We start from the raw sequence: 26,549 nt of genomic DNA on the forward strand, positions 1-26,549 counted from the left end.
TAAGCGTTACCAATTAAGTGACAATCCTTGCGCTTTCAGCAAATTAATCTGCATAGTTTATCACACTCTGCGCTCTTCTCTCGTCGGCGGTTGCGCTGACCCGGCAGCGTGTTATCATCTGGGCAGACCGGTTACATCCCCTTAACTGCTGTTTAAGAGAAATATATCATGACGGATAAATTAACTTCTCTGCGTCAGTACACCACTGTCGTCGCTGACACCGGAGATATTGCGGCAATGAAGCTGTATCAGCCTCAGGATGCCACCACCAACCCTTCCCTGATCCTCGGCGCGGCTCAGATCCCTGAGTACCGTAAGCTGATTGACGACGCTGTGGCCTGGGCTCGTAGCCAGAGCAGCGATCGCGCACAGCAGATCCTTGATGCTTCCGACAAGCTGGCGGTGAACATCGGTCTCGAAATTCTGAAACTGATCCCGGGCCGTATCTCCACCGAAGTGGATGCACGTCTCTCCTACGATACCGAAGCGTCTATCGCCAAAGCCAAGCGCATCATCAAGCTGTATAACGACGCGGGCATCAGCAACGATCGTATTTTGATCAAGCTGGCTTCCACCTGGCAGGGCATTCGCGCCGCTGAGCAGCTGGAAAAAGAAGGCATCAACTGCAACCTGACCCTGCTGTTCTCCTTCGCTCAGGCTCGTGCTTGCGCCGAAGCGGGCGTCTTCCTGATTTCGCCGTTCGTTGGTCGTATCCTCGACTGGTACAAAGCCAACACCGATAAGAAAGAGTACGCGCCGGCAGAAGATCCGGGCGTGGTTTCCGTCAGCGAAATCTACGAGTACTACAAGCAGCACGGTTATGAAACCGTAGTGATGGGCGCCAGCTTCCGTAACGTTGGTGAAATTCTCGAACTGGCTGGCTGTGACCGCCTGACCATCGCCCCGGCGCTGCTGAAAGAGCTGTCCGAGAGCGAAGGCGCCGTTGAGCGTAAACTGGTGTATACCGGTGAAGTGAAAGCGCGTCCGGAGCGTATTACCGAATCTGAGTTCCTGTGGCAGCATAACCAGGATCCGATGGCGGTAGACAAACTGGCGGAAGGTATCCGTAAGTTTGCGATCGACCAGGAAAAACTGGAAAAAATGATCGGCGAACTGCTGTAATCCCGCAGGTGGCCGACGCCCGTCGGCCACATTACACTGTCTGTCCCGCCAGCAGCAGTGTATCATTTCGTTTAACGCTACAGTTTGAACGGAATAACCATGAATACCTTACGAATCGGCTTAGTTTCCATTTCCGATCGCGCCTCCAGCGGCGTCTATCAGGACAAAGGCATCCCGGCACTGGAAGAGTGGCTGGCGCGTGCCCTCACTACCCCTTTTGAACTGCAGACTCGCCTGATTCCGGATGAGCAGGTCATTATTGAGCAAACGCTGTGCGAACTGGTTGACGAGATGGGGTGCCACCTGGTGCTGACCACCGGCGGAACCGGCCCTGCGCGTCGCGATGTGACGCCCGACGCCACGCTGGCGATTGCCGATCGCGAGATGCCGGGCTTCGGCGAGCAAATGCGCCAGGTTAGCCTACACTTTGTGCCGACGGCGATCCTTTCCCGGCAGGTCGGGGTGATCCGCAAGCAGGCGCTGATCCTCAATCTACCAGGACAACCGAAAGCGATTCAGGAGACCCTGGAAGGGGTGAAAGATGCTGACGGCAACGTGCTGGTGCACGGTATTTTCGCAAGTGTACCTTATTGTGTACAGTTGCTGGAGGGGCCTTATGTGGAAACCGATGGCCGTGTGGTAGAAGCATTTCGTCCAAAAAGCGCCAGACGCGAAACTTTATCCTGAATTTGATGCATTTGTGACATAACCTGCATCGCTGATGGTGTGCCGTTTTATTTACGATATAGTGCTGTTTACTTTACACACTATAAAATACGCTGCACACCTCAGGATGAAATCGCGTTATGTCATATGCAAACCGACCGCTCAACCGCCAGGATTATAAAACGCTAACGCTGGCCGCCCTTGGCGGCGCGCTGGAGTTTTATGACTTTATCATCTTCGTTTTCTTCGCCGCCGTCGTCGGCGAGCTCTTCTTCCCCGCGGATATTCCGGAATGGCTGCGCCAGGTACAGACCTTTGGCATTTTCGCCGCCGGTTACCTGGCGCGTCCGCTGGGGGGGATCATCATGGCCCACTTTGGCGATCTGGTAGGGCGTAAAAAAATGTTTACCCTCAGCATTCTGCTGATGGCGGTGCCGACCCTGGCGATTGGTCTGCTGCCGACCTACAGCTCGGTGGGTATCGTCGCGCCGCTGCTGTTGCTGCTGATGCGTATTCTGCAGGGGGCGGCGATCGGCGGCGAGGTGCCTGGCGCCTGGGTGTTTGTCGCCGAGCATGTTCCGGAAAAACGCATTGGTATCGCCTGCGGCACGCTGACGGCCGGCCTGACCGTAGGCATCCTGCTGGGATCGGTGGTGGCGACGCTTATCAACACCAGCCTGACGCCGCAGGGGATCCACGACGGCGGCTGGCGGATCCCCTTCCTGCTGGGGGGCGTATTTGGCCTGGTGGCGATGTATCTGCGCCGCTGGCTGCAGGAGACGCCGATTTTTCTTGAGATGCAGCAGCGCAAAGCGCTGGCGCAGGAACTGCCGGTAAAGGCGGTCGTCCTCAAGCACCAGAAGGCGGTGGCGGTCTCTATGCTGCTGACCTGGCTGCTGTCGGCAGGCGTGGTGGTGGTGATCCTGATGTCGCCGGTCTGGCTACAGAAACACTATGGCTTCGCCCCGGCGATGACCCTGCAGGCCAACAGCATTGCCACGATTATGTTGTGCATCGGCTGTCTGCTCGCCGGGCTGGCGGCGGACCGCTTCGGCGCCAGCCGCACCTTTATCGTCGGTAGCCTGCTGCTGGCGGTTGCCAGCTGGGCATTTTATCACCTGTCCGGCGCCAGCCCGCAGCGGCTGTTTCTGCTGTACGGTACGGTGGGACTCTGCGTGGGCGTGGTGGGGGCGGTGCCTTATGTCATGGTGCGGGCCTTCCCGGCGGAAGTGCGCTTCACCGGCATTTCCTTTTCCTACAATCTGTCGTACGCGATTTTTGGCGGCCTGACGCCGATTGCCGTCACGATGCTGATGGGGGTGTCGCCGATGGCCCCGGCCTGGTATGTGCTGGCCTTGTCGCTGATGGGCTTGGGATTAGGTATCTGGCTGCGTCAGGGGCTGACGGCGGCGAGGTTGCCGGAAGGGGAGCTGCAGCGCTAAGCAGGGTTTACCGATGATGACCAGCCGCCGCCCTGTCACAGGGCGGCGGCGGAAGATTAACGCGGTTCGCCGATCGGCAACACGGTGCGGCCGAACTGCTCGTTCAGCACTTCGCCCATCGCCAGGTAAATGGCGCTGGCGCCGCAGATCAGGCCGATCCAGCCGGCTACTTTCACGATGCCTTCGTTATCTACCAGATGCCCAATCGCCAGCAGCGCGAACAGCACCGTCAGGCTCAGGAACACGAACTGCAGCATACGTGCGGCTTTCAGCGTGCCGAAGAACATGAACAACGTAAAAATACCCCACAGGCCGAGATACATGCCGAGGAAGTGCGCGTTCGGCGCATCAGCCAGGCCCATTTTCGGCATCAGAAGGATAGCAACCAGCGTCAGCCAGAAGCTGCCGTAGGAGGTAAAAGCGGTCAAGCCAAAGGTGTTGCCTTTTTTGTATTCCAGCAGGCCGGCAAAAATTTGCGCAATGCCGCCGTAAAAAATGCCCATCGCCAGGATAGCTACATCGAATGCGAAGAGGCCGCTATTCGCCAGGTTAAGCAGAATAGTGGTCATGCCGAAGCCCATAAGGCCCAGCGGTGCCGGATTAGCCAACTTAGTGTTGCCCATAATTCCTCAAAATTATCATTAAAAGGGAAGCATTACCCCGCGACTTGGCGGCGGGGCGCGGCATAATAATGAGGCGCGTAAAGGCTGTCTATGATCTGGCGGGGTATTTTTCACCAATTTCAGTTGCGCCCGACGACGAGTGGAGCATTTGTCGTAAACAGGCAATTTGCAGGACTGCGGGGATGGTGACCCGATAAGCGCTGCCGCTCACCGCTTTCACGCTGTTCAGCGCGGCGCCAAGCGGCCCCCCCAGCCCGGCGCCGCGTACCAGGCCATGACCGATGACGCTCACGGCGGCGTGCGTGCGCAGGATGGCGGTTAACCGCTCATCCAGTAGCAGGGCAACGCCTTCACTCAGCTTGCGGCGTCTCAACAGATGGGGCAGCAGGCTTTCCAGCTCAAGACTCCGGCACTCCACCGCGGCGAGAAACTGCGTTTTTTGTGCCGCATCCAGCTTATTCCAGCTGTGCTGCAGAAAATGCGTCAACAACTGTTGCTCGATCTGCGGCGTCGTCATCTGTTTATCGACCTTTGCCTTCAGCCTCTTACACACATCCAGCAGGATGGCGCGATAAAATTTGCCATCGCGGCGCAGCGTATTGGCGATGCTGTCGCCGCCGAAATGCTGTAGCTCGCCGGCGATCAACTGCCAGTTGCGGCGATAGCGCTCCGGGTGGCCCTCCATAGACAGAAAGGTTTCGTTGCGCAGCAGCGTACTGGAGAGACGGGGTTTGCCATTTTCCCCGTGGGTCAGAATACGGGTAAACGCTTCCAGATGCGCCTCGCTGCACTCAGGCAGAAAGGCGAGATCGTCATCATCCAGATAATTAATACGCATAACGTTTTCTCTCGGGCAGGGGACGACGTTAGTCGTCGCCGATAATTTTCAGTGAGGCCATATCTGAGGAGTTGACCGTCTGGCCGGAGAAGGCGATTTTTTTCACACAGCGCTTGTTGTCGTTATCGCTGTTGAGGGTGATCCAGCCGGTGGTGTTGCCCTCTTTGATCCCGGCGGGCACGTTCAGCGTGTGGCTGGCGCCGTGGCTGGCCTTAAAGTAGACGGTTGCTCCGGAGAGCTGTATATCGCCGCGCTCGGCGCTGAGCTGAATACGTTTGACCACCCGGCAGACGGGGAGCTTCAGCGTCAGTTCGTTGGTCTCATTGCGCGGCATGGCGATCACGCCGAGGATCTTATGGTCGTTGGCGGCCGCCGAGGTGATAACTGACACGCTAAGGATAAGCCCCGCTGAAAGCCGGAATAGTGATTTCATTAATCTGTCCCCTGAATAAGTAAAGTGCGAGGGCGGGGATCTTATCACTGCGAAAACGGGGCTTTTAGCGCACAAGTATTGCGTTTTATGTCAATGATATTATGAATATATTTGGTTATTTTATTCGTTATTTATATGGATGTTTCGCCATCTTTTTTGCCGCCCGGCAACATCGTTTGCTGAGCCATCGGCGACAGGGGGCGAGGGCGTCGGCTGGTCCCCGGCAAAAAATTTTTCTACTTGCCCCTTGATGCCGGAGTGGGCGACCCCATCTTGTAGTCAACCGCAGTGAAGAACCTGAAAAAAAATGATGTCTGAGCAGTTGAAACCGCAGGTTTCGCCCTTATTACAGGTTCACAACCACATGTTGATCGAATTTTTAGTGGAGACGTTTAGATGGGTAAAATTATTGGTATCGACCTGGGTACTACCAACTCTTGTGTAGCGATTATGGATGGCACTACTGCACGCGTGCTGGAGAACGCCGAAGGCGATCGCACCACGCCTTCTATCATTGCCTATACCCAGGATGGTGAAACTCTGGTTGGTCAGCCGGCTAAACGTCAGGCAGTGACAAACCCGCAAAACACCCTGTTTGCGATTAAACGCCTGATTGGCCGCCGCTTCCAGGACGAAGAAGTTCAGCGTGACGTTTCTATCATGCCATACAAAATTGTTGCCGCAGACAATGGCGACGCATGGCTGGATGTGAAAGGCACCAAAACGGCACCGCCGCAGATCTCTGCTGAAGTGCTGAAAAAAATGAAGAAAACGGCTGAAGATTACCTGGGTGAACCGGTAACTGAAGCGGTTATCACCGTACCGGCTTACTTCAACGATGCGCAGCGTCAGGCCACCAAAGATGCTGGCCGTATCGCCGGTCTGGAAGTCAAACGTATCATCAACGAACCGACCGCGGCCGCGCTGGCGTACGGTCTGGATAAAGAAGTGGGCAACCGTACTATCGCGGTTTACGACCTCGGTGGTGGTACTTTCGATATCTCTATTATCGAAATCGACGAAGTGGATGGCGAAAAAACCTTCGAAGTACTGGCGACCAACGGTGACACCCACCTGGGCGGCGAAGACTTCGATACCCGTCTGATCAACTACCTCGTTGATGAATTTAAGAAAGATCAGGGCATTGACCTGCGCAACGACCCGCTGGCGATGCAGCGTCTGAAAGAAGCCGCTGAGAAAGCGAAGATTGAACTGTCTTCTGCTCAGCAGACCGACGTTAACCTGCCGTACATCACTGCAGACGCGACCGGTCCGAAACACATGAACATCAAAGTGACTCGCGCGAAACTGGAAAGCCTGGTAGAAGACCTGGTTAACCGTTCCATCGAGCCGCTGAAAGTAGCCCTGCAGGATGCCGGTCTGTCCGTTTCCGATATCAACGACGTGATCCTCGTTGGTGGTCAGACTCGTATGCCGATGGTGCAGAAGAAAGTGGCCGAGTTCTTTGGTAAAGAACCGCGTAAAGACGTTAACCCGGATGAAGCCGTGGCGATCGGTGCTGCCGTTCAGGGCGGTGTACTGACTGGTGATGTGAAAGACGTTCTGCTGCTCGACGTGACCCCGCTGTCGCTGGGTATCGAAACCATGGGCGGCGTGATGACTGCGCTGATCAGCAAAAACACCACCATCCCGACCAAGCACAGCCAGGTGTTCTCTACCGCTGAAGACAACCAGTCTGCGGTCACCATCCATGTGCTGCAGGGTGAGCGTAAACGCGCGTCTGATAACAAATCTCTGGGTCAGTTTAACCTGGATGGTATCAACCCGGCGCCGCGCGGCATGCCGCAGATCGAAGTGACCTTTGACATCGATGCTGACGGTATCCTGCACGTCTCCGCGAAAGACAAAAACAGCGGTAAAGAGCAGAAGATCACCATCAAAGCCTCTTCCGGTCTGAATGAAGAAGAAATTCAGAAAATGGTTCGCGAAGCGGAAGCTAACGCCGAATCTGACCGTAAGTTCGAAGAGCTGGTACAGACCCGCAACCAGGGCGACCATCTGCTGCACAGCACTCGCAAGCAGGTTGAAGAAGCAGGCGATAAACTGCCGGCTGACGACAAAACTGCCATTGAGTCTGCGCTGACCGCGCTGGAAACTTCGCTGAAAGGTGAAGACAAAGCGGACATCGAAGCGAAAATGCAGGCGCTGGCGCAGGCTTCCCAGAAGCTGATGGAAATCGCCCAGCAGCAGCATGCTCAGCAGCAGGCGGGTTCCGCTGACGCTCAGGCGAGCAACGCGAAAGACGACGATGTTGTCGACGCTGAGTTCGAAGAAGTGAAAGATAAAAAATAATCGCCCTTTGAACGGGTAAAACACTGGCACGGGCGAAGAGGTTTCCTCTCCGCCCGTGCACGCATGTTAAGGGGCTGAAAAACACCGATGGCAAAGCAAGATTACTACGAGATTTTAGGCGTCTCCAAAACAGCGGAAGAGCGTGAAATCAAAAAGGCTTATAAGCGCCTGGCCATGAAGTATCACCCGGACCGCAACCAGGGTGATAAAGAGGCCGAAGCCAAATTTAAAGAAATCAAAGAAGCGTATGAAATCCTGACTGATGCCCAGAAGCGTGCGGCCTACGATCAGTACGGCCACGCGGCCTTTGAGCAGGGCGGCATGGGCGGCGGCGGCGGTTTTGGCGGCGGTGCGGACTTCAGCGATATCTTTGGCGATGTTTTCGGCGATATCTTTGGCGGCGGACGTGGCCGGCAGCGCGCGGCGCGCGGCGCCGATCTCCGTTACAACATGGAGCTGACGCTGGAAGAAGCGGTACGTGGCGTCACCAAAGAGATCCGTATTCCGACGCTGGAAGAGTGCGACGTCTGCCACGGCAGCGGCGCCAAAGCAGGCAGCAAACCGCAAACCTGTCCGACCTGTCATGGCGCAGGCCAGGTACAGATGCGTCAGGGCTTCTTTGCGGTACAGCAGACCTGTCCGCACTGTCAGGGACGCGGTACGCTGATTAAAGATCCGTGCAATAAATGTCATGGTCACGGCCGCGTTGAGAAGACCAAAACCCTGTCGGTTAAAATCCCGGCGGGCGTGGATACCGGAGACCGGATCCGTCTGGCGGGTGAAGGTGAAGCCGGCGAGCATGGCGCACCGGCAGGCGATCTGTACGTTCAGGTCCAGGTGAAGCAGCACGCTATCTTTGAGCGTGAAGGCAACAACCTGTACTGCGAAGTGCCGATCAACTTCACCATGGCTGCGCTGGGCGGCGAGATTGAGGTCCCGACGCTCGACGGCCGTGTCAATCTCAAGATTCCGGGCGAAACCCAGACCGGCAAACTGTTCCGCATGCGCGGCAAAGGCGTGAAATCCGTTCGCGGCGGCGCGCAGGGCGATCTGCTGTGCCGGGTGGTGGTGGAGACGCCGGTGGGGCTGAACGAGAAGCAGAAGCAGCTGCTGAAAGAGCTGCAGGAAAGCTTCGGCGGCCCGACCGGGGAAAACAACAGCCCGCGTTCGAAAAGCTTCTTCGACGGTGTGAAGAAGTTCTTCGACGATTTGACCCGCTAATTCCGCTTTCGCTGACTCCTGGCCCGGGCCTTTGCTGCCCGGGCTTTTTTTGTCTTATCGCTCCTCTTTGATTCGTAAAAATCGAATGTTTACTCAACTTAAATCTGATTTTTTCGAGTTATCAGTTTGTGTATTATGCTTTTATCGAGTTATTCACCAACAGGATGAAAGTAAAAGTGAAACATCTGCAACGATTCTTCAGTAGCGATGCTTCCGGCGGCATTGTCTTAATCATCGCCGCGGTGCTGGCGATGGTCATGGCCAATACCAGCGTGACCAGCGGTCTGTATCACTCCTTCCTTGATACGCCTGTACAGCTGCGGGTGGGGGCGCTGGAGATCAACAAGAATATGCTGCTCTGGATCAATGATGCCCTGATGGCGGTGTTCTTCTTGCTGATTGGCCTCGAGGTCAAACGCGAGCTGATTCAGGGCTCGCTGGCGAGTCGTCGTCAGGCGGTCTTTCCGGTGATTGCCGCGCTCGGCGGGATGATCGTCCCGGCGCTGGTCTATCTGGCCTTTAACGCTCAGGATCCTGTCGCCAGAGAGGGATGGGCGATCCCGGCAGCGACGGATATTGCCTTTGCCCTTGGCGTGCTGGCGCTGTTAGGCAGCCGCGTCCCGACGGCGCTAAAGATTTTCCTGATGGCGCTGGCGATCATTGATGACCTGGGGGCTATCGTGATTATCGCGCTGTTTTATACCCACGACCTGTCAATGCTCTCGTTGGGCGTGGCGGCGGCGGCGATTGCGGTGCTGGTGGCCCTGAATCTGAGCGGCGTGCGGCGCACTGGGATCTATATTCTGGTCGGCGCGGTACTGTGGACGGCGGTGCTGAAGTCCGGCGTTCACGCGACGCTTGCCGGGGTCATCGTCGGCTTTATGATTCCGTTACAGGAAAAGCAGGGTAAATCCCCGGCCAAAGCGCTTGAGCATGTCCTGCACCCGTGGGTCGCGTTTATGATCCTACCGCTGTTTGCCTTTGCCAACGCGGGTGTCTCGTTGCAGGGGGTCACACTTGATGGACTGACGTCGCTGCTGCCTCTGGGCATCATGGCCGGCCTGTTTATCGGTAAGCCGCTGGGGATCAGCCTGTTCTGCTGGCTGGCCCTGAAGCTGAAGTGGGCCTCGCTGCCGGAGGGGACCACCTGCGGGCAGATTATGGCGGTGGGTATCCTGTGCGGGATTGGCTTTACGATGTCGATTTTTATCGCCAGTCTCGCCTTTGGCAACGTGGATCCCGCGTTGATCAACTGGGCCAAGCTTGGCATCTTGATCGGCTCAGTGTTATCGGCCGTCACCGGATACCTCATACTGCGTCAGCGCGCGACGGATACTCGCCTCGCGGTATAACCTTTCTGCGGAGGGCCTCTCCGGCCCTCCAGGACATTATCAGGGAGAGAAGCATGTCACATATCAACTACAACCATCTGTACTACTTCTGGCACGTCTATAAAGAAGGGTCTGTCGTGGGCGCGGCGGAGGCGCTGTTTCTGACGCCGCAGACCATTACCGGGCAGATCAAAGCGCTGGAGGAGCGTCTGCAGGGTAAATTATTCAAGCGCAAGGGAAGAGGGCTGGAGCCGAGCGAGCTCGGGGAGTTGGTCTTCCGCTATGCCGACCGGATGTTTACCCTGAGCCAGGAGATGCTCGACATCGTCAACTATCGCAAAGAGTCTAATCTGCTGTTTGACGTCGGCGTGGCCGATGCGCTCTCGAAGCGGCTGGTCAGCGGCGTGCTGGATGCCGCCGTTGTCGAAAGCGAGCAGATTCATCTGCGCTGTTTTGAATCCACCCATGAGCTGCTGCTGGAGCAGTTGAGCCAGCATAAGCTCGATATGATTATCTCTGACTGCCCGATCGACTCGACGCAGCAGGAAGGGCTGTTTTCGGTGAAGATTGGCGAGTGTAGCGTCAGCTTCTGGTGTATGAACCCGGCGCCGACGAAGCCGTTCCCGGCTTGTCTCGAAGAGCGACGGCTGCTAATCCCCGGCCGACGATCGATGCTGGGACGTAAGCTGCTGAACTGGATTAATGTGCAGGGTCTGAAGGTGGAGATTCTCGGCGAGTTTGACGACGCGGCGCTCATGAAAGCCTTTGGCGCTGCGCATAATGCGATATTTGTCGCGCCGACGCTCTACGCGCATGATTTCTATCATGATGAATCGATTGTCGAAATTGGCCGCATGGATAGCGTGATGGAGGAGTATCACGCTATTTTCGCCGAACGGATGATTCAGCATCCGGCGGTACAGCGCATCTGCAATCGCGATTATTCGTCGCTGTTTACTGAACCCAGATAGCCGGAAAGCGTGGCTGGCGTGGCTCAGGTCGCGCCAGGGCGGGGAAGATGACAGGCATAAAAAAACCCGCTTTCGCGGGTTTTTTCACAAAGCGACAACAAGCAGCGATTAAGCCAGTTTGTTGATCTGAGCGGTCAGGTTAGCCTTATGACGCGCAGCTTTGTTTTTGTGGATCAGACCTTTAGCAGCCTGACGGTCCACGATCGGTTGCATTTCGTTAAATGCTTTTTGTGCAGCAGCTTTGTCGCCAGCTTCGATAGCTGCGTATACTTTCTTGATGAAAGTACGCATCATAGAGCGACGGCTAGCGTTGTGCTTGCGAGCCTTTTCAGACTGAACGGCGCGCTTCTTAGCTGATTTGATATTAGCCAAGGTCCAACTCCCAAATGTGTTCTATATGGACAATTCAAAGGCCGAGGAATATGCCCGTTTAGCCTTCTTTTGTCAATGGATTTGTGCAAATAAGCGCCGTTTAACACCACAGCGCTTCATTACGTAGTGATGGCGCAAGATTCTACCAGCTTGTTGCAGGCGAATACAGCTTTTCCACCATAAAAATCGCCGGGGGCGGGCGGTTTTCCCGCTTACCCGCGCTGAGTGAATGAATTCCTGAGAACTTTCGTTGCCGAGGAGCAATCGCTGGTTAACGTTGACAGTTGTACAAGGTATACTCGGACGATTTTCACTGTTTTGAGCCAGACATGAAGCTGATACGCGGCATACATAATCTCAGTCAGGCCCCGCACGGGTGCGTGCTGACCATTGGCAATTTTGACGGCGTGCATCGTGGGCATCAGGCGCTGCTGCAGCGATTGCGCGAAGAGGGCCGCCAGCGCGGTTTACCGGTGGTGGTGATGATTTTCGAACCCCAGCCGCTCGAGCTTTTTGCCGCCGATAAAGCCCCGGCGCGGTTGACCCGCCTGCGTGAAAAGCTGAGCTATCTGGCTGAAAGCGGGGTCGACTATGTGCTGTGCGTTCGCTTCGACCGCCGGTTCGCCGCGCTGACGGCGCAGGATTTTATCAGTGAACTGCTGGTGCGCCGCCTGGGCGTGCAGTTCCTTGCCGTCGGTGACGATTTCCGCTTTGGCGCTGGTCGCCAGGGGGATTTCTTGTTATTACAAAAGGCGGGGGCGGAATACGGCTTCGACGTCACCAGCACCCAAACCTTCTGCGAAGGCGGGGTGCGGATCAGCAGCACGGCGGTGCGTCAGGCGCTGGCCGATGACGATCTTCTTCTTGCGGAGACGCTGCTCGGCCATCCGTTTAGCATTTCCGGACGCGTCGTGCATGGCGACGAACTGGGCCGTACCATAGGTTTTCCGACGGCGAACTTACCGCTGCGTCGTCAGGTTTCCCCGGTTAAAGGGGTCTATGCGGTAGAAGTGACAGGTCTGGGCGACAAACCGATCGCCGGTGTCGCCAATATTGGCACCCGTCCAACGGTAGCGGGCGTGCGTCAGCAGCTCGAAGTGCATTTGTTGGACGTTGTAATGGACCTCTACGGTCGCCATATCAATGTAGTACTGCGTAAAAAGATACGTAATGAGCAGCGGTTTGCGTCGCTGGACGAGCTGAAGGCGCAAATCGCACGTGATGAGTTAACGGCCCGCGAATTATTTGGGCTGACCAGCCAGGCCTGAGCCACTGGTGTTTATCAAACCGAAATACGGAACCGAGAATCTGATGAGTGACTATAAATCGACCCTGAATTTGCCGGAAACAGGGTTCCCTATGCGTGGCGACCTCGCCAAACGCGAACCGGGAATGCTGGCGCGTTGGACCGATGATGACCTGTACGGCATCATTCGTGCAGCCAAAAAAGGCAAAAAAACCTTCATTCTGCATGATGGCCCTCCTTATGCGAATGGCAGCATTCATATTGGTCACTCGGTAAACAAGATTCTGAAAGACATTATCGTTAAGTCCAAAGGACTGACGGGCTATGACTCGCCTTACGTTCCGGGCTGGGACTGCCACGGTCTGCCGATCGAGCTGAAAGTAGAGCAGGAATACGGCAAGCCGGGCGAGAAGTTCACCGCAGCAGAATTCCGCGCCAAGTGCCGCGAATATGCCGCCGAGCAGATCGACGGCCAGCGTAAAGACTTTATCCGCCTCGGCGTGCTGGGCGACTGGTCGCATCCGTACCTGACCATGGACTTCAAAACCGAAGCCAATATCATTCGCGCGCTGGGCAAAATCATCGGCAACGGCCATCTGCATAAAGGCGCCAAGCCGGTGCACTGGTGCGTAGACTGCCGTTCCGCGCTGGCGGAAGCGGAAGTGGAGTATTACGACAAGACTTCCCCATCCATCGACGTGGCGTTCCACGCGGTAGATAAAGCCGCGGTGCTGGCGAAATTCGGCGTCGCCGACGTCAACGGCCCGGTGTCGCTGGTTATCTGGACCACCACTCCGTGGACCCTGCCGGCTAACCGCGCTATCTCCCTGTCGCCGGAGTTCGACTATGCGCTGGTGCAGGTTGACGGTCAGGCGCTGATCCTGGCGAAAGACCTGGTCGAGAGCGTGATGAAGCGCGTTGGCGCGGCCGATTACACCATCCTGGCGGCGGTGAACGGCGCCGAGCTTGAACTGATGCGTTTCCAGCATCCGTTCCTGGATTTCGACGTGCCGGCGATCCTTGGCGACCACGTGACGCTGGATGCCGGTACCGGCGCGGTGCATACCGCCGGCGGCCACGGTCCGGACGACTACACGATCAGCCAGAAATACGGTCTGGAAATCGCTAACCCGGTTGGCCCGGACGGAGCTTATCTGCCAGGCACCTATCCGTCCCTGGACGGTATCAACGTCTTCAAAGCCAACGATATCATCGTTGAGATGCTGCGTGAGCGCGGCGCGCTGTTGCATGTGGAAAAAATGCAGCACAGCTATCCGTGCTGCTGGCGCCACAAGTCGCCGATCATCTTCCGCGCCACCCCGCAGTGGTTCGTGAGCATGGATCAGAAAGGCCTGCGCGCGCAGTCGCTGAAAGAGATCAAAGGCGTGCAGTGGATCCCGGACTGGGGCCAGGCGCGTATCGAATCGATGGTCGCCAACCGTCCTGACTGGTGTATCTCCCGTCAGCGTACCTGGGGCGTGCCGATGTCGCTGTTCGTGCATAAAGAAACCCACGAACTGCACCCGCGTACCCTTGAGCTGATGGAAGAAGTCGCGAAGCGTGTTGAAGTCGACGGCATCCAGGCGTGGTGGGATCTCGATTCCCGCGACATCCTTGGCGATGACGCTGACAGCTACGAGAAAGTGCCGGATACCCTTGACGTCTGGTTTGACTCCGGATCGACCCACTCTTCCGTGGTTGACGTGCGTCCGGAATTCGCCGGTCACGCCGCCGATATGTATCTGGAAGGCTCCGACCAGCATCGCGGCTGGTTCATGTCCTCGCTGATGATTTCCACAGCGATGAAAGGCAAAGCGCCCTATCGTCAGGTACTGACCCACGGCTTCACCGTCGATGGTCAGGGGCGCAAAATGTCCAAGTCTATCGGCAACACCGTTAGCCCGCAGGACGTGATGAACAAGCTGGGCGCCGATATCCTGCGCCTGTGGGTGGCTTCCACCGACTACACCGGCGAAATGGCGGTCTCTGACGAGATCCTCAAACGCGCCGCGGACAGCTATCGTCGTATCCGTAACACCGCGCGCTTCCTGCTGGCGAACCTGAACGGTTTCGATCCGGCAAAAGACATGGTCAAACCGGAAGAGATGGTGGTGCTGGATCGCTGGGCGGTCGGCTGCGCGCAGGCGGCACAGGAAGATATCCTGAAAGCCTACGAATCCTACGACTTCCACGAAGTGGTGCAGCGCCTGATGCGCTTCTGCTCCATTGAGATGGGCTCGTTCTACCTCGACATCATCAAAGACCGCCAGTACACCGCTAAGGCGGACAGCGTGGCGCGTCGCAGCTGCCAGACCGCGCTGTTCCACATCGTGGAAGCGCTGGTGCGCTGGATGGCGCCGATCATGTCCTTCACTGCGGACGAAATCTGGGGTTACCTGCCGGGCGAGCGTGAGAAATACGTCTTTACCGGCGAATGGTATCAGGGGCTCTTCGGCCTGGCCGACGACGAAGCGATGAATGACGGCTTCTGGGATGAGCTGCTGAAAGTCCGTGGCGAAGTCAACAAAGTGATCGAGCAGGCGCGTGCGGATAAGAAAGTCGGTGGTTCGCTGGAAGCTGCGGTGACGCTGTATGCTGATGCCGACCTGGCCGCTAAGCTCAACGCGCTGGGGGATGAATTGCGATTTGTCCTGTTGACCTCCGGGGCGAACGTCGCAGACTATGCGAGCGCATCTGCTGATGCGCAGCAGAGCGAACTGCTCAAAGGGCTGAAAGTCGCATTGAGTAAAGCTGAAGGTGAGAAATGCCCGCGCTGCTGGCATTACACCACCGATATCGGCAAGGTGGCGGAACACGCGGAAATCTGCGGACGCTGTGTGAGCAACGTCGCCGGTGACGGCGAGCAACGTAAATTCGCCTGATGAGTAAATCGATCTGTTCAACGGGGCTACGCTGGCTGTGGGTGGTCGTAGCCGTGCTGATTATCGATCTGGGCAGCAAATTCCTGATCCTCCAGAACTTCGCTCTGGGGGAGACGGTTCCGCTGTTCCCGTCGCTTAATCTGCATTATGCCCGCAACTATGGCGCGGCCTTTAGCTTCCTCGCCGACAGCGGCGGCTGGCAGCGCTGGTTCTTTTCCGGGATCGCAATCGGCATTTGCGTGGTGCTGACGGTGCTGATGTACCGTTCGAAGGCGACGCAAAAGCTGAACAATATTGCCTACGCCCTGATTATCGGCGGCGCGCTGGGCAACTTGTTCGATCGCCTGTGGCACGGCTTTGTGGTCGATATGATCGACTTCTACGTCGGCGACTGGCACTTCGCCACTTTCAACCTCGCCGATAGCGCTATCTGCATCGGCGCGGCGATGATTGTGCTGGAAGGCTTCTTGCCGAAACCGACCGCAAAAGAGCAGGTGTAAATGTTAATGCCGGGTGGCGCCACGCCTGCCCGGCCTACAGAATGTGTGGTCTCCCGTCGCCCGGTAAGCGTAGCGCCTCCGGGCAACAGGTGACCTAAAACAAGCGAGCAATTTGCATGTCTAAATCCGTACAGAGCAACAGCGCGGTTCTCGTTCACTTCACGCTGAAGCTGGACGATGGATCCACCGCCGAGTCCACCCGTAACAATGGCAAACCGGCGCTGTTTCGCCTCGGCGACACCTCCCTGTCTGAAGGGCTGGAGCAACAGCTTCTTGGTCTGAAAGAGGGCGAGAAAAAGGCCTTTTCGCTGGAGCCTGACGCCGCTTTTGGCGTCCCGAGCCCGGACCTGATTCAGTATTTCTCTCGCCGCGAGTTTATCGACGCCGGCGAGCCGGAGATCGGCGCGATTATGCTCTTTACCGCAATGGATGGCAGCGAAATGCCTGGCGTGATCCGCGAAGTGAACGGCGATTCCATCACCGTCGACTTCAACCATCCGCTGGCCGGGCGCACCGTTCATTTTGATATTGAAGTGCTGGAGATCGATCCGGCGCTGGAGGATTAACATGCAGATCCTGTTGGCTAACCCGCGCGGCTTTTGCGCTGGCGTTGACCGCGCTATCAGCATTGTAGAAAACGCGCTGACGCTGTATGGCGCGCCGATCTATGTTCGTCATGAAGTGGTGCATAACCGCTATGTGGTGGATAGCCTGCGCAAGCGCGGCGCCATATTTATCGAACAGATCAGCGAAGTACCGGACGGCGCGATCCTGATTTTCTCCGCTCACGGCGTATCGCAGGCGGTACGGAATGAAGCGAAGAGCCGCGACCTGACGGTGTTCGACGCCACCTGTCCGCTGGTGACGAAAGTGCATATGGAAGTCGCCCGCGCCAGCCGCCGTGGCGAAGAGTCGATTCTGATCGGCCATGCCGGACACCCGGAAGTCGAAGGCACTATGGGGCAGTACAATAACCCGCAAGGGGGCATGTACCTGGTCGAGTCGCCGGAAGACGTTCTCAAGCTGGAAGTCAAAAACGACGCCCGGCTGTCGTTTATGACCCAGACCACCCTCTCGGTGGACGATACCTCTGATGTGATTGACGCGCTGCGCGCGCGTTTCCCGAAAATCGTCGGCCCGCGCAAAGACGACATTTGCTATGCCACCACTAACCGTCAGGAAGCGGTGCGCGCGCTGGCGGAGCAGGCTGACGTGGTGCTGGTGGTCGGTTCGAAAAACTCCTCCAACTCTAACCGCCTCGCCGAACTGGCGCAGCGGATGGGTAAGGCAGCCTACCTGATTGACGATGCCTCCGATATTCAGGAAGCCTGGGTCAAGGATGCGGCCTGCGTCGGCGTGACGGCGGGCGCATCGGCGCCGGATATTCTGGTGCAGAACGTCATCACCCGCCTGCAGGAGCTGGGCGGTGGCGAAGCGGTGCCGCTGGAAGGCCGAGAAGAGAATATCGTTTTTGAAGTGCCGAAAGAGCTGCGTGTGGATGTCCGTGAAGTAGAGTAAGTTCTTTCCGCCTGCAATATGAGAAGATGCCAGACTTAACGTCTGGCATTTTTTTTAGGGGGAAACCATGCGCTTACCGATCATTCTTGATACTGACCCGGGCATCGACGATGCTGCCGCCATTGCTGCGGCGCTGTTCGCTCCCGAGCTGGATCTGCAGCTAATGACCACCGTGGCGGGCAATGTCTCGGTGGAGAAGACGACCCGTAACGCGCTGCAGCTGCTGCACTTCTGGCATGCCGATGTGCCGCTGGCGCAGGGCGCTTCGATGCCGCTGGTGCGTCCCCTGCGCGATGCCGCTTCGGTGCATGGCGAATCCGGTATGGAAGGGTATGACTTTGTTGAGCATCAACGTCAGCCGCTGGCGAAGCCGGCCTTCCAGGCGATCCGTGATGCGCTTATGCACGCTGCCGAGCCGATCACTCTGGTGGCGATTGGCCCGCTGACCAATATTGCGCTGCTGCTGACCCAGTATCCGGAATGCGTATTCAACATTCGCCGGCTGGTGATCATGGGCGGCTCGGCGGGCCGCGGCAACTTTACGCCGAATGCCGAATTCAATATTGCCATCGACCCGGAAGCCGCCGCGAAAGTCTTCCACAGCGGGCTGGAGATTGTGATGTGCGGGCTGGACGTCACCAATCGGGCGCTGTTGACGGCGGATTATCTGGCAACCCTGCCGACGTTGAACCAGACCGGTAAAATGCTCCATGCGCTGTTTAGCCACTATCGCAGCGGCAGCATGAGCAGTGGTCTGCGAATGCACGATCTCTGCGCTATCGCATGGCTGGCCCGCCCGGAACTGTTCACTCTGCAGCCATGTTTTGTGGCGGTGGAGACGCAGGGCACCTGGACCGCCGGCACCACGGTGGTGGATATTGAAGGACGACTGGGTCAGCCGGCGAACGCCCAGGTGGCGCTGGATATCGACGTGGAAGGGTTTCAGCGCTGGGCGGCGGAGGTGATTGCCCTGGCGCCGTAATACCCACCCAATCTTCAAGGAGAGAAGCAATGACCTATGGACAGGCGTATTTGAGCGGCTGGAAAGAGACCTTTAATTTTAGCGGCCGGGCCAGCCGACAGCAGTTCTGGGCGTTTTTTCTTATCAATCTACTGATCGCCAGCGCGCCGCTGGCCGTCTGGTGTCTGGCAACCCGCGTAGACCCTCGCTACGGCATCCTCAGCTTTGTGGTCATTCCCTTTGCGGCGCTGTGTCTGCTGTTGATGGCGATCCCCCTGCTGGCAGTTGGCTGCCGGCGGATGCATGACATCGGCCGCTCCGGGATCTGGTTCGTGCTGGGGGTTATCATTCCGTGGTTTGCGGTTATTTCGCTGGCTCTGTGCTGCCTGCGTTCAGCGCCGGCACCGTCTCGCTGAGATAATCAATCATCGCCCGCATTCTGGCGGGCATATGCTTATCTCCCGCCCACAGCAGCCACAGATCGCCGGAATAGCTGCTGATAAATTCCCACTCGGGCAGCACCTGCACAATGTCGCCATTCGCCAGCGCCTCGCGGGCGGTGAACAGCGGCAGGCTGCCGATCCCCAGATGCTGCTTAACCGCGTCGAGGCGCACGGCGGTATGGTTGGCGGCGTACCGCCCGTATGTTTGCACCGTTTCGATTTTCCCTTCCCGACGGAACTTCCAGCGCGCGTCGGCGGGCGTTTCGCCAAGGCTGATGCAGCTGTGCGCCCGCAGTTCCTGCGGCGTGTTCGGCATACCGTGGCGCTGTAAATAGGCTTCAGTGGCGCAGATAACGTGCGTGACCGGCATCAGCGGTTTGCCATGCAGGCCGGGCGAGGGGGTATCGGTGATGCGTAGCGCCAGATCGATACCGTCATCGATAAAATCCAGAGGGCGATCTTCCAGCCGCAGGCAGACGTCAACCTGCGGGTAACGGTGAAAAAACGCCATCATCAGCGGATGGATCACAAAGCGGCCGATGGCTTTCGGTACGCTGAGCGTCAGCTTTCCCTGGGCGACCGTTTGGCGACTGCCGGCGGAATCCATCGCCTGTCGCGCCGCTTCCAGCATCTGCTGGGCATGCTGGTAAACCGTTTCCCCGGCATCGCTCAGACGCAGCTTGCGAGTGGTACGCTGCAGCAGTTTGCAGCCCATCTCTCGCTCCAGCCGCGACACGCTACGGCTAACCGCGGAAGGGGTAATGCCGCTCTGGCGGGCGACGGCGGAGAAGCTGCCCTGGTCGACGATCTGTACGAAGAGGGCAAGGTCGGGCAGGAGGTTCAGATTCATTTGTGCTCCTGGAGCAAGAGTGCATTGGCGAATGATGGGATTATCGCTGTCGGTATTAATAATATACTGGGCGAACAGAGAGGAGAATCACTATGACTGAACGGGTTTATTACACCAGCGATGCTACCGACGGGCGCGCCCAGATCATCGCCTGCACTGCAGAAGCGGATGGCCGTTACGCCATCGAACTGGATCGGACGCTGTTTCACCCGCAAGGGGGCGGTCAACCGGCAGATTGCGGCTGGATTGCCGGACAGGCCGTTGAGACGGTGGTTGTGCGCGGCGACAGGGTGCTGCATATTCTGTCGCAACTGCTTCCCCTCGGTGAAGTGGAGATAAAAATTGATGCCTCCGCGAGACAGCTGCATGCTCGTCTGCATTCTGCCGGCCACCTGCTTGGCCTGGCGGGCGAACAGCTTGGCTGGCAACCGGTGAAAGCGCACCACTGGCCCGGCGAAGGGCGGATAACCTTTGCCAGCAGGAATAGCGCCGCGCTGCCGGACGCCAGTGCGCTACTGGCGCTAGTAAAGGCATGGCAGGCGCAGGACCTCCCGCGTCAGGTGACCTTCGCTGAAGGTTTGCGCATGGTGGGGTTTGGCGAACTGCCCGCCTATCCCTGCGGTGGCACCCACGTCGCCCGTCTGGCGGAGCTGGGCGACATTGTCATTAGTCAGATTAAGATGAAGAAGGGGCAGCTGGTGGTCAGCTACACCCTGGCGTAAGGCTTTCTGCTCTACCAGAAGTATAATGTTTCCATAGCATTTCAATGCTGGTCGGTCGAGTATGCCAGCTTTAGTGCATCTTATTTCTTAATACCGACAGATGACGAAAACGTCGATATATTGCCTCAGAGAGAGCGCCTGCACCCGCAAAGCACGCATTTCAGTACAATCGTATAGTTTTTACTGATATCGTCCGCCGTTTGTCATAAATTTCTAATTATCGGCGTTTTTGAGTAGCGGCCCGCTGACGGGCTGGTTACTCTGAAAACAATTTACGTAATGTTAACAAAAGAGAATAGCTATGCATGATGCACAAATCCGCGTGGCCATCGCCGGCGCGGGCGGCCGGATGGGACGCCAGTTAATTCAGGCTGCGCTGCAGATGGATGGAGTGGCGCTGGGCGCGGCGCTGGAGCGCGAAGGGTCCAGCCTGGTGGGCAGCGACGCCGGCGAGCTGGCGGGTGCCGGCAAAGCGGGCGTCACGGTGCAAAGCAGCCTGACGGCGGTAAAAGATGATTTCGACGTGTTGATCGATTTTACCCGCCCGGAAGGCACGCTGAACCATCTGGCGTTTTGCCGCGACCACGGCAAAGGGATGGTCATCGGCACCACCGGTTTTGACGACGCCGGCAAGCAGGCGATTCGCGATGCTGCGCAGGAGATTGCCATTGTCTTCGCTGCGAACTTTAGCGTCGGCGTCAATGTCCTGTTAAAGCTGCTGGAGAAGGCGGCGAAGGTGATGGGCGACTACACCGACATCGAAATTATCGAAGCGCACCATCGGCATAAAGTGGATGCGCCGTCAGGCACCGCGCTGGCGATGGGCGAAGCGATCGCCGGAGCGTTGAACAAAGATCTCAAGGACTGCGCGGTCTACAGCCGTGAAGGCCACACTGGCGAACGCGTCCCGGGCACCATTGGCTTCGCCACCGTCCGCGCGGGGGATATCGTCGGGGAGCATACGGCGATGTTTGCTGATATTGGCGAACGTATCGAGATCACCCATAAAGCCTCCAATCGAATGACCTTTGCTAATGGCGCGGTTCGCTCTGCATTGTGGCTGAAGGGCAAGAAAAGTGGACTTTTTGATATGCGTGACGTGCTTGATCTGAATAGTTTATAACGATTATTACCCATCGTGATGTGGTTATTGCTATCAATAAGTTATTGATGCAAGGGGCAATATTTTGTTGCCCTTTTTTATTTTGGCCGCTTTAGGTTGTTATTTTTCTGAATGGGCTATAAGTTAGGATGTTCTTCGGTTTTTAAGTGAATGAAATGTAAATTTTGACCATCTGGTCCACTTTTTTGCCGTCCAGCACCAGATTTTACACTCTTCGCCGTCCGCAAGCGTTTTCTCAGCCAGGTTTGTTGATCTTTTTGGCGTTAAAATCACGTGTTATGCGCCAGTGGCGTAAAATGACATTAAAAATCTCCGCTTTAAGTTGACTTTTATCCGACATCTCTCCAGAATGCCGCCGTTTGCCAAAAATCTGCGGGCAACAGATTTGCATTGATTCAGATCGTGTTTATGAATTAATATGCAAATAAAGTGAGTGGATATTCTCTGGAGGATGTTTTGATTAAGTCAGCGCTATTGGTTCTGGAAGACGGAACCCAGTTTCACGGTCGGGCCATCGGGGCAACCGGCACGGCGGTTGGGGAAGTCGTTTTCAATACTTCAATGACCGGTTATCAAGAAATCCTCACTGATCCTTCCTATTCCCGCCAAATCGTCACTCTTACTTATCCTCATATTGGTAATGTCGGCACCAACGCCGCCGATGAAGAATCTTCTCAGGTACATGCTCAGGGTCTGGTTATTCGCGACCTGCCGCTGATTGCCAGCAACTTCCGCAGTACCGAAGACCTCTCTTCCTATCTGAAGCGCCATAACATCGTGGCGATTGCCGATATCGATACCCGCAAGCTGACGCGTCTGCTGCGTGAGAAAGGGGCGCAGAATGGCTGCATCATCGCGGGCGACAGCCCGGATGCCCAGCTGGCGCTGGAAAAAGCGAAAGCGTTCCCGGGCCTGAACGGCATGGACCTGGCGAAGGAAGTGACCACCGCAGAAACCTACAGCTGGACGCAAGGCAGCTGGACCCTGGCGGGCGACCTGCCGGAAGCGAAAGCGGAAAGCGAGCTGCCGTTCCACGTCGTGGCGTATGACTTCGGCGCGAAACGCAACATCCTGCGCATGCTGGTTGACCGCGGCTGCCGCCTGACGGTGGTGCCGGCGAAGACGTCGGCGGCGGATGTGCTGGCGCTCAATCCGGACGGCATTTTCCTCTCCAACGGCCCAGGCGACCCGGCGCCGTGTGATTACGCTATCGAGGCGATTGAAAAATTCCTCGAGACCGATATTCCGGTGTTTGGCATCTGCCTCGGCCATCAGCTGCTGGCGCTGGCGAGCGGCGCCAAGACCATTAAGATGAAGTTCGGCCACCACGGCGGCAACCACCCGGTGAAAGATATTGATAACAACGTGGTGATGATCACCGCCCAGAACCACGGCTTCGCCGTGGATGAGGCGACGCTGCCAGCCAACCTGCGCGTGACCCACAAGTCGCTGTTCGACGGCACCCTGCAGGGGATCCATCGCACCGACAAGCCGGCGTTCAGCTTCCAGGGGCACCCTGAAGCGAGCCCGGGGCCGCACGATGCCGCGCCGCTGTTCGACCACTTTATCGAGTTAATTGAGCAATACCGTCAGTCCGCGAAATAATCAGGAGTAAAAGAGCCATGCCAAAACGTACAGACATAAAAAGTATCCTGATTCTGGGCGCGGGCCCGATTGTTATCGGTCAGGCGTGCGAGTTTGACTACTCCGGCGCCCAGGCCTGTAAAGCCCTGCGCGAAGAGGGCTACCGCGTTATCCTGGTGAACTCTAACCCAGCGACCATCATGACCGACCCGGAAATGGCCGATGCCACCTACATCGAGCCGATTCACTGGGAAGTGGTGCGCAAAATCATCGAAAAAGAGCGCCCGGACGCGGTGCTGCCGACCATGGGCGGCCAGACGGCGCTGAACTGCGCGCTGGAGCTGGAGCGTCAGGGAGTGCTGGCTGAATTCGGTGTGACCATGATTGGCGCCACCGCCGATGCGATTGACAAGGCCGAAGACCGTCGCCGATTCGATATCGCGATGAAAAAAATCGGTCTCGACACCGCGCGTTCAGGTATCGCCCATACGATGGAAGAGGCGCTGGCGGTAGCGGCTGACGTCGGCTATCCGTGCATCATCCGTCCGTCGTTCACCATGGGTGGCACCGGCGGCGGCATCGCCTATAACCGCGAAGAGTTTGAAGAGATTTGTACCCGCGGCCTGGATCTCTCTCCTACCAACGAGCTGCTGATTGATGAATCGCTGATCGGCTGGAAAGAGTATGAGATGGAAGTGGTGCGCGATAAGAACGACAACTGCATCATCGTCTGCTCTATCGAAAACTTCGACGCCATGGGGATCCACACCGGTGACTCCATCACCGTTGCGCCGGCGCAGACCCTGACCGACAAAGAATACCAAATCATGCGTAACGCCTCGATGGCGGTGCTGCGTGAAATCGGCGTCGAAACCGGCGGCTCTAACGTTCAGTTCGCGGTCAACCCGAAAAACGGTCGCCTGATCGTTATTGAAATGAACCCGCGCGTTTCCCGCTCCTCGGCGCTGGCCTCCAAAGCCACCGGTTTCCCGATTGCCAAAGTGGCAGCCAAGCTTGCAGTAGGTTACACCCTCGACGAGCTGATGAACGACATCACCGGCGGCCGTACCCCGGCTTCCTTCGAGCCGTCCATCGACTACGTGGTCACTAAAATCCCACGCTTTAACTTCGAAAAATTCGCCGGCGCCAATGACCGTCTGACCACCCAGATGAAGTCCGTCGGCGAAGTGATGGCGATTGGCCGTACCCAGCAGGAATCCTTGCAGAAAGCGCTGCGCGGTCTGGAAGTGGGCGCCACCGGCTTCGACCCGAAAGTGAGCCTCGACGATCCGGAAGCGCTGACCAAAATCCGCCGCGAGCTGAAAGACGCCGGCGCTGAGCGTATCTGGTACATCGCCGACGCGTTCCGCGCGGGCCTCTCGGTTGACGGCGTCTTCAACCTGACCAACATCGACCGCTGGTTCCTGGTGCAGATTGAAGAGCTGGTCCGTCTGGAAGAGAAAGTGGCGGAAGTGGGCATCAACGGCCTCGACGCTGACTTCCTGCGCACCCTGAAACGTAAAGGCTTTGCCGATGCGCGTCTGGCGAAGCTGGCGGGCGTGCGGGAAGCGGAAATCCGTAAACTGCGCGACCAGTATGACCTGCACCCGGTCTACAAGCGCGTGGACACCTGCGCCGCGGAATTCGCCACCGATACCGCCTACATGTACTCCACCTATGAAGAAGAGTGCGAGTCCAACCCGTCCGTTGACCGCGATAAAATCATGGTCCTCGGCGGCGGCCCGAACCGTATCGGTCAGGGTATCGAATTTGACTACTGCTGCGTACACGCCTCGCTGGCGCTGCGCGAAGACGGTTACGAGACCATCATGGTCAACTGTAACCCGGAAACCGTCTCTACCGACTACGACACTTCCGACCGTCTGTACTTCGAGCCGGTCACCCTGGAAGACGTGCTGGAAATCGTGCGCATCGAGAAGCCAAAAGGCGTTATCGTGCAGTACGGCGGGCAGACTCCGCTGAAGCTGGCGCGCGCCCTGGAAGCCGCAGGCGTACCGGTTATCGGTACCAGCCCGGACGCTATCGACCGGGCGGAAGACCGTGAGCGCTTCCAGCACGCGGTTGACCGTCTGAAGCTGAAGCAGCCGGCGAACGCCACCGTTACCGCCATTGAGCAGGCGGTAGAGAAAGCGAAAGAGATTGGCTACCCGCTGGTGGTGCGTCCGTCTTACGTGCTCGGCGGTCGGGCGATGGAGATCGTCTATGACGAGCAGGATCTGCGCCGCTACTTCCAGACTGCGGTCAGCGTCTCCAACGACGCGCCAGTGCTGCTGGACCGCTTCCTCGACGACGCGATTGAAGTGGATGTCGATGCCATCTGCGATGGCGAAATGGTGCTGATTGGCGGCATCATGGAGCATATCGAACAGGCAGGCGTCCACTCCGGCGACTCCGCCTGTTCCCTGCCAGCCTATACCCTGAGCAAAGAGATTCAGGATGTGATGCGCGAGCAGGTGCAGAAGCTGGCCTTCGAGCTGCAGGTTCGCGGTCTGATGAACGTCCAGTTCGCGGTGAAAGATAACGAAGTCTATCTGATTGAAGTCAACCCGCGTGCGGCGCGCACCGTGCCGTTCGTCTCCAAAGCCACCGGCGTACCGCTGGCGAAAGTGGCGGCGCGCGTGATGGCCGGTAAGACGCTGGCGCAGCAGGGCGTGACCAAAGAGATCATCCCGCCGTACTACTCGGTGAAAGAGGTGGTCCTGCCGTTCAACAAATTCCCGGGCGTTGACCCGCTGTTAGGGCCAGAAATGCGTTCCACCGGGGAAGTGATGGGCGTTGGCCGTACCTTTGCCGAAGCGTTCGCCAAAGCGCAGCTGGGCAGCAACTCGACCATGAAGAAACAAGGTCGCGCGCTGCTCTCCGTCCGCGAAGGCGACAAAGAGCGAGTGGTCGACCTGGCAGCGAAGCTGCTGAAGTTTGGCTTCGAGCTGGATGCGACTCACGGCACGGCGATTGTGCTGGGCGAAGCGGGCATCAACCCGCGTCTGGTGAACAAGGTGCATGAAGGTCGTCCGCACATTCAGGACCGCATCAAGAATGGCGAATATACCTACATCATCAACACCACCGCAGGTCGTCAGGCGATTGAAGACTCCAAGCTGATTCGCCGCAGCGCGCTGCAGTACAAGGTGCACTATGACACCACCCTGAACGGCGGCTTTGCCACCGCGATGGCGCTGAACGCTGACGCCACCGACAAGGTGATTTCGGTTCAGGAAATGCACGCGCAAATCACCAAATAAGCGCTCCGGCCTGGCCGGATAGCAACACACTTGGGCTGACGACTTCGTCAGCCCATTTTTTTTGGCCGCGGCCATCTTCAGAGAGTTCTGCTTTTAACCCCCTGTCGGGTCAGGCTAACTATAGT

Annotated in this window: 23 protein-coding genes and 1 pseudogene; 19 read left to right on the plus strand and 5 right to left on the minus strand. The window is 57.4% G+C overall.

Annotation, left to right across the window (positions count from 1 at the left end):
* The first annotated feature begins 168 nt into the window (after nt 1-168).
* From tal to ACLEXF_RS19025, 3 genes are all read left to right on the plus strand, one after another.
* Entirely contained in the window at nt 169-1,122 is a 954-nt protein-coding gene (tal, locus tag ACLEXF_RS19015) for a transaldolase (RefSeq protein WP_004204228.1), read from the plus strand.
* A gap of 99 nt (nt 1,123-1,221) precedes the next feature.
* Entirely contained in the window at nt 1,222-1,809 is a 588-nt protein-coding gene (gene mog, locus ACLEXF_RS19020; protein ID WP_004204229.1) for a molybdopterin adenylyltransferase, read from the plus strand.
* A 119-nt stretch (nt 1,810-1,928) separates the two neighbouring features.
* Entirely contained in the window at nt 1,929-3,230 is a 1,302-nt protein-coding gene (locus tag ACLEXF_RS19025; RefSeq protein ID WP_004204230.1) for an MFS transporter, read from the plus strand.
* 56 nt (nt 3,231-3,286) lie between these two features.
* Here the strand turns inward: ACLEXF_RS19025 and satP are convergent, their stop codons facing one another.
* The 3 genes from satP to ACLEXF_RS19040 form a co-directional block, all read right to left on the minus strand.
* On the minus strand, nt 3,287-3,853 hold the full coding sequence (gene satP / locus ACLEXF_RS19030; RefSeq protein ID WP_004204231.1) for an acetate uptake transporter: 567 nt from the start codon (nt 3,851-3,853) through the stop codon (nt 3,287-3,289).
* A gap of 88 nt (nt 3,854-3,941) precedes the next feature.
* Nucleotides 3,942-4,691, minus strand: coding sequence for an acidic protein MsyB (msyB, locus tag ACLEXF_RS19035; protein WP_407259935.1), 750 nt, complete (start codon nt 4,689-4,691; stop codon nt 3,942-3,944).
* A 28-nt stretch (nt 4,692-4,719) separates the two neighbouring features.
* Nucleotides 4,720-5,124, minus strand: a complete 405-nt coding sequence (locus ACLEXF_RS19040) for a DUF2541 family protein (RefSeq protein WP_017901222.1) — start codon at nt 5,122-5,124, stop codon at nt 4,720-4,722.
* A gap of 396 nt (nt 5,125-5,520) precedes the next feature.
* Here ACLEXF_RS19040 and dnaK point away from each other — a divergent pair, with 396 nt between their 5' ends.
* The 4 genes from dnaK to nhaR all read left to right on the plus strand — a co-directional run bounded on the left by dnaK (nt 5,521) and on the right by nhaR (nt 10,960).
* Nucleotides 5,521-7,437 (plus strand): molecular chaperone DnaK, encoded by a 1,917-nt coding sequence (dnaK, locus tag ACLEXF_RS19045; RefSeq protein ID WP_004204234.1) that lies wholly within the window; start codon nt 5,521-5,523, stop codon nt 7,435-7,437.
* Nucleotides 7,438-7,524: 87 nt separating this feature from the next.
* On the plus strand, nt 7,525-8,658 hold the full coding sequence (gene dnaJ / locus ACLEXF_RS19050; protein ID WP_002887955.1) for a molecular chaperone DnaJ: 1,134 nt from the start codon (nt 7,525-7,527) through the stop codon (nt 8,656-8,658).
* Between the two features lie 176 nt (nt 8,659-8,834).
* Nucleotides 8,835-10,010 carry a Na+/H+ antiporter NhaA gene (nhaA, locus tag ACLEXF_RS19055; RefSeq protein ID WP_017901221.1) on the plus strand — a complete coding sequence of 392 codons (1,176 nt, stop codon included), beginning with the start codon at nt 8,835-8,837 and terminating at the stop codon, nt 10,008-10,010.
* 53 nt (nt 10,011-10,063) lie between these two features.
* Nucleotides 10,064-10,960, plus strand: a complete 897-nt coding sequence (gene nhaR / locus ACLEXF_RS19060) for a transcriptional activator NhaR (RefSeq protein WP_002887961.1) — start codon at nt 10,064-10,066, stop codon at nt 10,958-10,960.
* Between the two features lie 108 nt (nt 10,961-11,068).
* Here nhaR and rpsT read toward each other — a convergent pair whose 3' ends face one another.
* Nucleotides 11,069-11,332 carry a 30S ribosomal protein S20 gene (gene rpsT / locus ACLEXF_RS19065; protein ID WP_002887965.1) on the minus strand — a complete coding sequence of 88 codons (264 nt, stop codon included), beginning with the start codon at nt 11,330-11,332 and terminating at the stop codon, nt 11,069-11,071.
* A gap of 116 nt (nt 11,333-11,448) precedes the next feature.
* Between rpsT and ACLEXF_RS19070 the strand changes: the two are divergent.
* The 8 genes and pseudogenes from ACLEXF_RS19070 to ACLEXF_RS19105 form a co-directional block, all read left to right on the plus strand.
* Nucleotides 11,449-11,654 (plus strand): annotated as a pseudogene (locus tag ACLEXF_RS19070) (DUF2575 domain-containing protein); the annotation flags it as partial.
* 7 nt (nt 11,655-11,661) lie between these two features.
* Entirely contained in the window at nt 11,662-12,600 is a 939-nt protein-coding gene (gene ribF, locus ACLEXF_RS19075) for a bifunctional riboflavin kinase/FAD synthetase (RefSeq protein WP_004204236.1), read from the plus strand.
* 43 nt (nt 12,601-12,643) lie between these two features.
* The gene (gene ileS / locus ACLEXF_RS19080; protein WP_004204238.1) at nt 12,644-15,460 is read left to right on the plus strand and encodes an isoleucine--tRNA ligase; all 2,817 of its coding nucleotides are present in this window, start codon (nt 12,644-12,646) and stop codon (nt 15,458-15,460) included.
* Complete coding sequence (gene lspA / locus ACLEXF_RS19085) at nt 15,460-15,960, plus strand: signal peptidase II (RefSeq protein ID WP_017901219.1); 501 nt, start codon at nt 15,460-15,462, stop codon at nt 15,958-15,960. Before ileS ends, lspA begins: the two co-directional genes overlap by 1 nt.
* Before the next feature lie 116 nt (nt 15,961-16,076).
* Nucleotides 16,077-16,526 (plus strand): FKBP-type peptidyl-prolyl cis-trans isomerase, encoded by a 450-nt coding sequence (fkpB, locus tag ACLEXF_RS19090; RefSeq protein ID WP_023291927.1) that lies wholly within the window; start codon nt 16,077-16,079, stop codon nt 16,524-16,526.
* 1 nt (nt 16,527) lies between these two features.
* On the plus strand, nt 16,528-17,478 hold the full coding sequence (ispH, locus tag ACLEXF_RS19095; RefSeq protein ID WP_002887979.1) for a 4-hydroxy-3-methylbut-2-enyl diphosphate reductase: 951 nt from the start codon (nt 16,528-16,530) through the stop codon (nt 17,476-17,478).
* Nucleotides 17,479-17,545: 67 nt separating this feature from the next.
* Nucleotides 17,546-18,460 carry a ribonucleoside hydrolase RihC gene (rihC, locus tag ACLEXF_RS19100; RefSeq protein ID WP_004204242.1) on the plus strand — a complete coding sequence of 305 codons (915 nt, stop codon included), beginning with the start codon at nt 17,546-17,548 and terminating at the stop codon, nt 18,458-18,460.
* Nucleotides 18,461-18,489: 29 nt separating this feature from the next.
* Nucleotides 18,490-18,855 (plus strand): DUF805 domain-containing protein, encoded by a 366-nt coding sequence (locus ACLEXF_RS19105; protein WP_407259934.1) that lies wholly within the window; start codon nt 18,490-18,492, stop codon nt 18,853-18,855.
* Here the strand turns inward: ACLEXF_RS19105 and ACLEXF_RS19110 are convergent.
* Nucleotides 18,803-19,732: a LysR family transcriptional regulator gene (locus tag ACLEXF_RS19110; RefSeq protein ID WP_407259933.1), complete on the minus strand. Its 930-nt coding sequence runs from the start codon at nt 19,730-19,732 to the stop codon at nt 18,803-18,805. The two genes, ACLEXF_RS19105 and ACLEXF_RS19110, sit on opposite strands and share 53 nt — an antisense overlap.
* A 92-nt stretch (nt 19,733-19,824) precedes the next feature.
* Between ACLEXF_RS19110 and ACLEXF_RS19115 the strand changes: the two genes are divergently transcribed.
* From ACLEXF_RS19115 to carB, 4 genes are all read left to right on the plus strand, one after another.
* Nucleotides 19,825-20,454 carry an alanyl-tRNA editing protein gene (locus ACLEXF_RS19115; RefSeq protein WP_231829145.1) on the plus strand — a complete coding sequence of 210 codons (630 nt, stop codon included), beginning with the start codon at nt 19,825-19,827 and terminating at the stop codon, nt 20,452-20,454.
* 301 nt (nt 20,455-20,755) lie between these two features.
* Nucleotides 20,756-21,577 carry a 4-hydroxy-tetrahydrodipicolinate reductase gene (gene dapB / locus ACLEXF_RS19120; RefSeq protein ID WP_407259932.1) on the plus strand — a complete coding sequence of 274 codons (822 nt, stop codon included), beginning with the start codon at nt 20,756-20,758 and terminating at the stop codon, nt 21,575-21,577.
* Between the two features lie 456 nt (nt 21,578-22,033).
* On the plus strand, nt 22,034-23,182 hold the full coding sequence (carA, locus tag ACLEXF_RS19125; RefSeq protein WP_004212571.1) for a glutamine-hydrolyzing carbamoyl-phosphate synthase small subunit: 1,149 nt from the start codon (nt 22,034-22,036) through the stop codon (nt 23,180-23,182).
* Nucleotides 23,183-23,199: 17 nt separating this feature from the next.
* A complete protein-coding gene (gene carB, locus ACLEXF_RS19130) occupies nt 23,200-26,424 on the plus strand; it encodes a carbamoyl-phosphate synthase large subunit (protein ID WP_004204267.1) in 3,225 nt (1,074 codons plus the stop codon).
* Nucleotides 26,425-26,549 lie beyond the last annotated feature (125 nt).

Source organism: Klebsiella pneumoniae complex sp. WS1778, assembly GCF_049472055.1.
In the GTDB taxonomy this organism is placed as follows: Bacteria; Pseudomonadota; Gammaproteobacteria; order Enterobacterales; family Enterobacteriaceae; genus Klebsiella; species Klebsiella quasipneumoniae.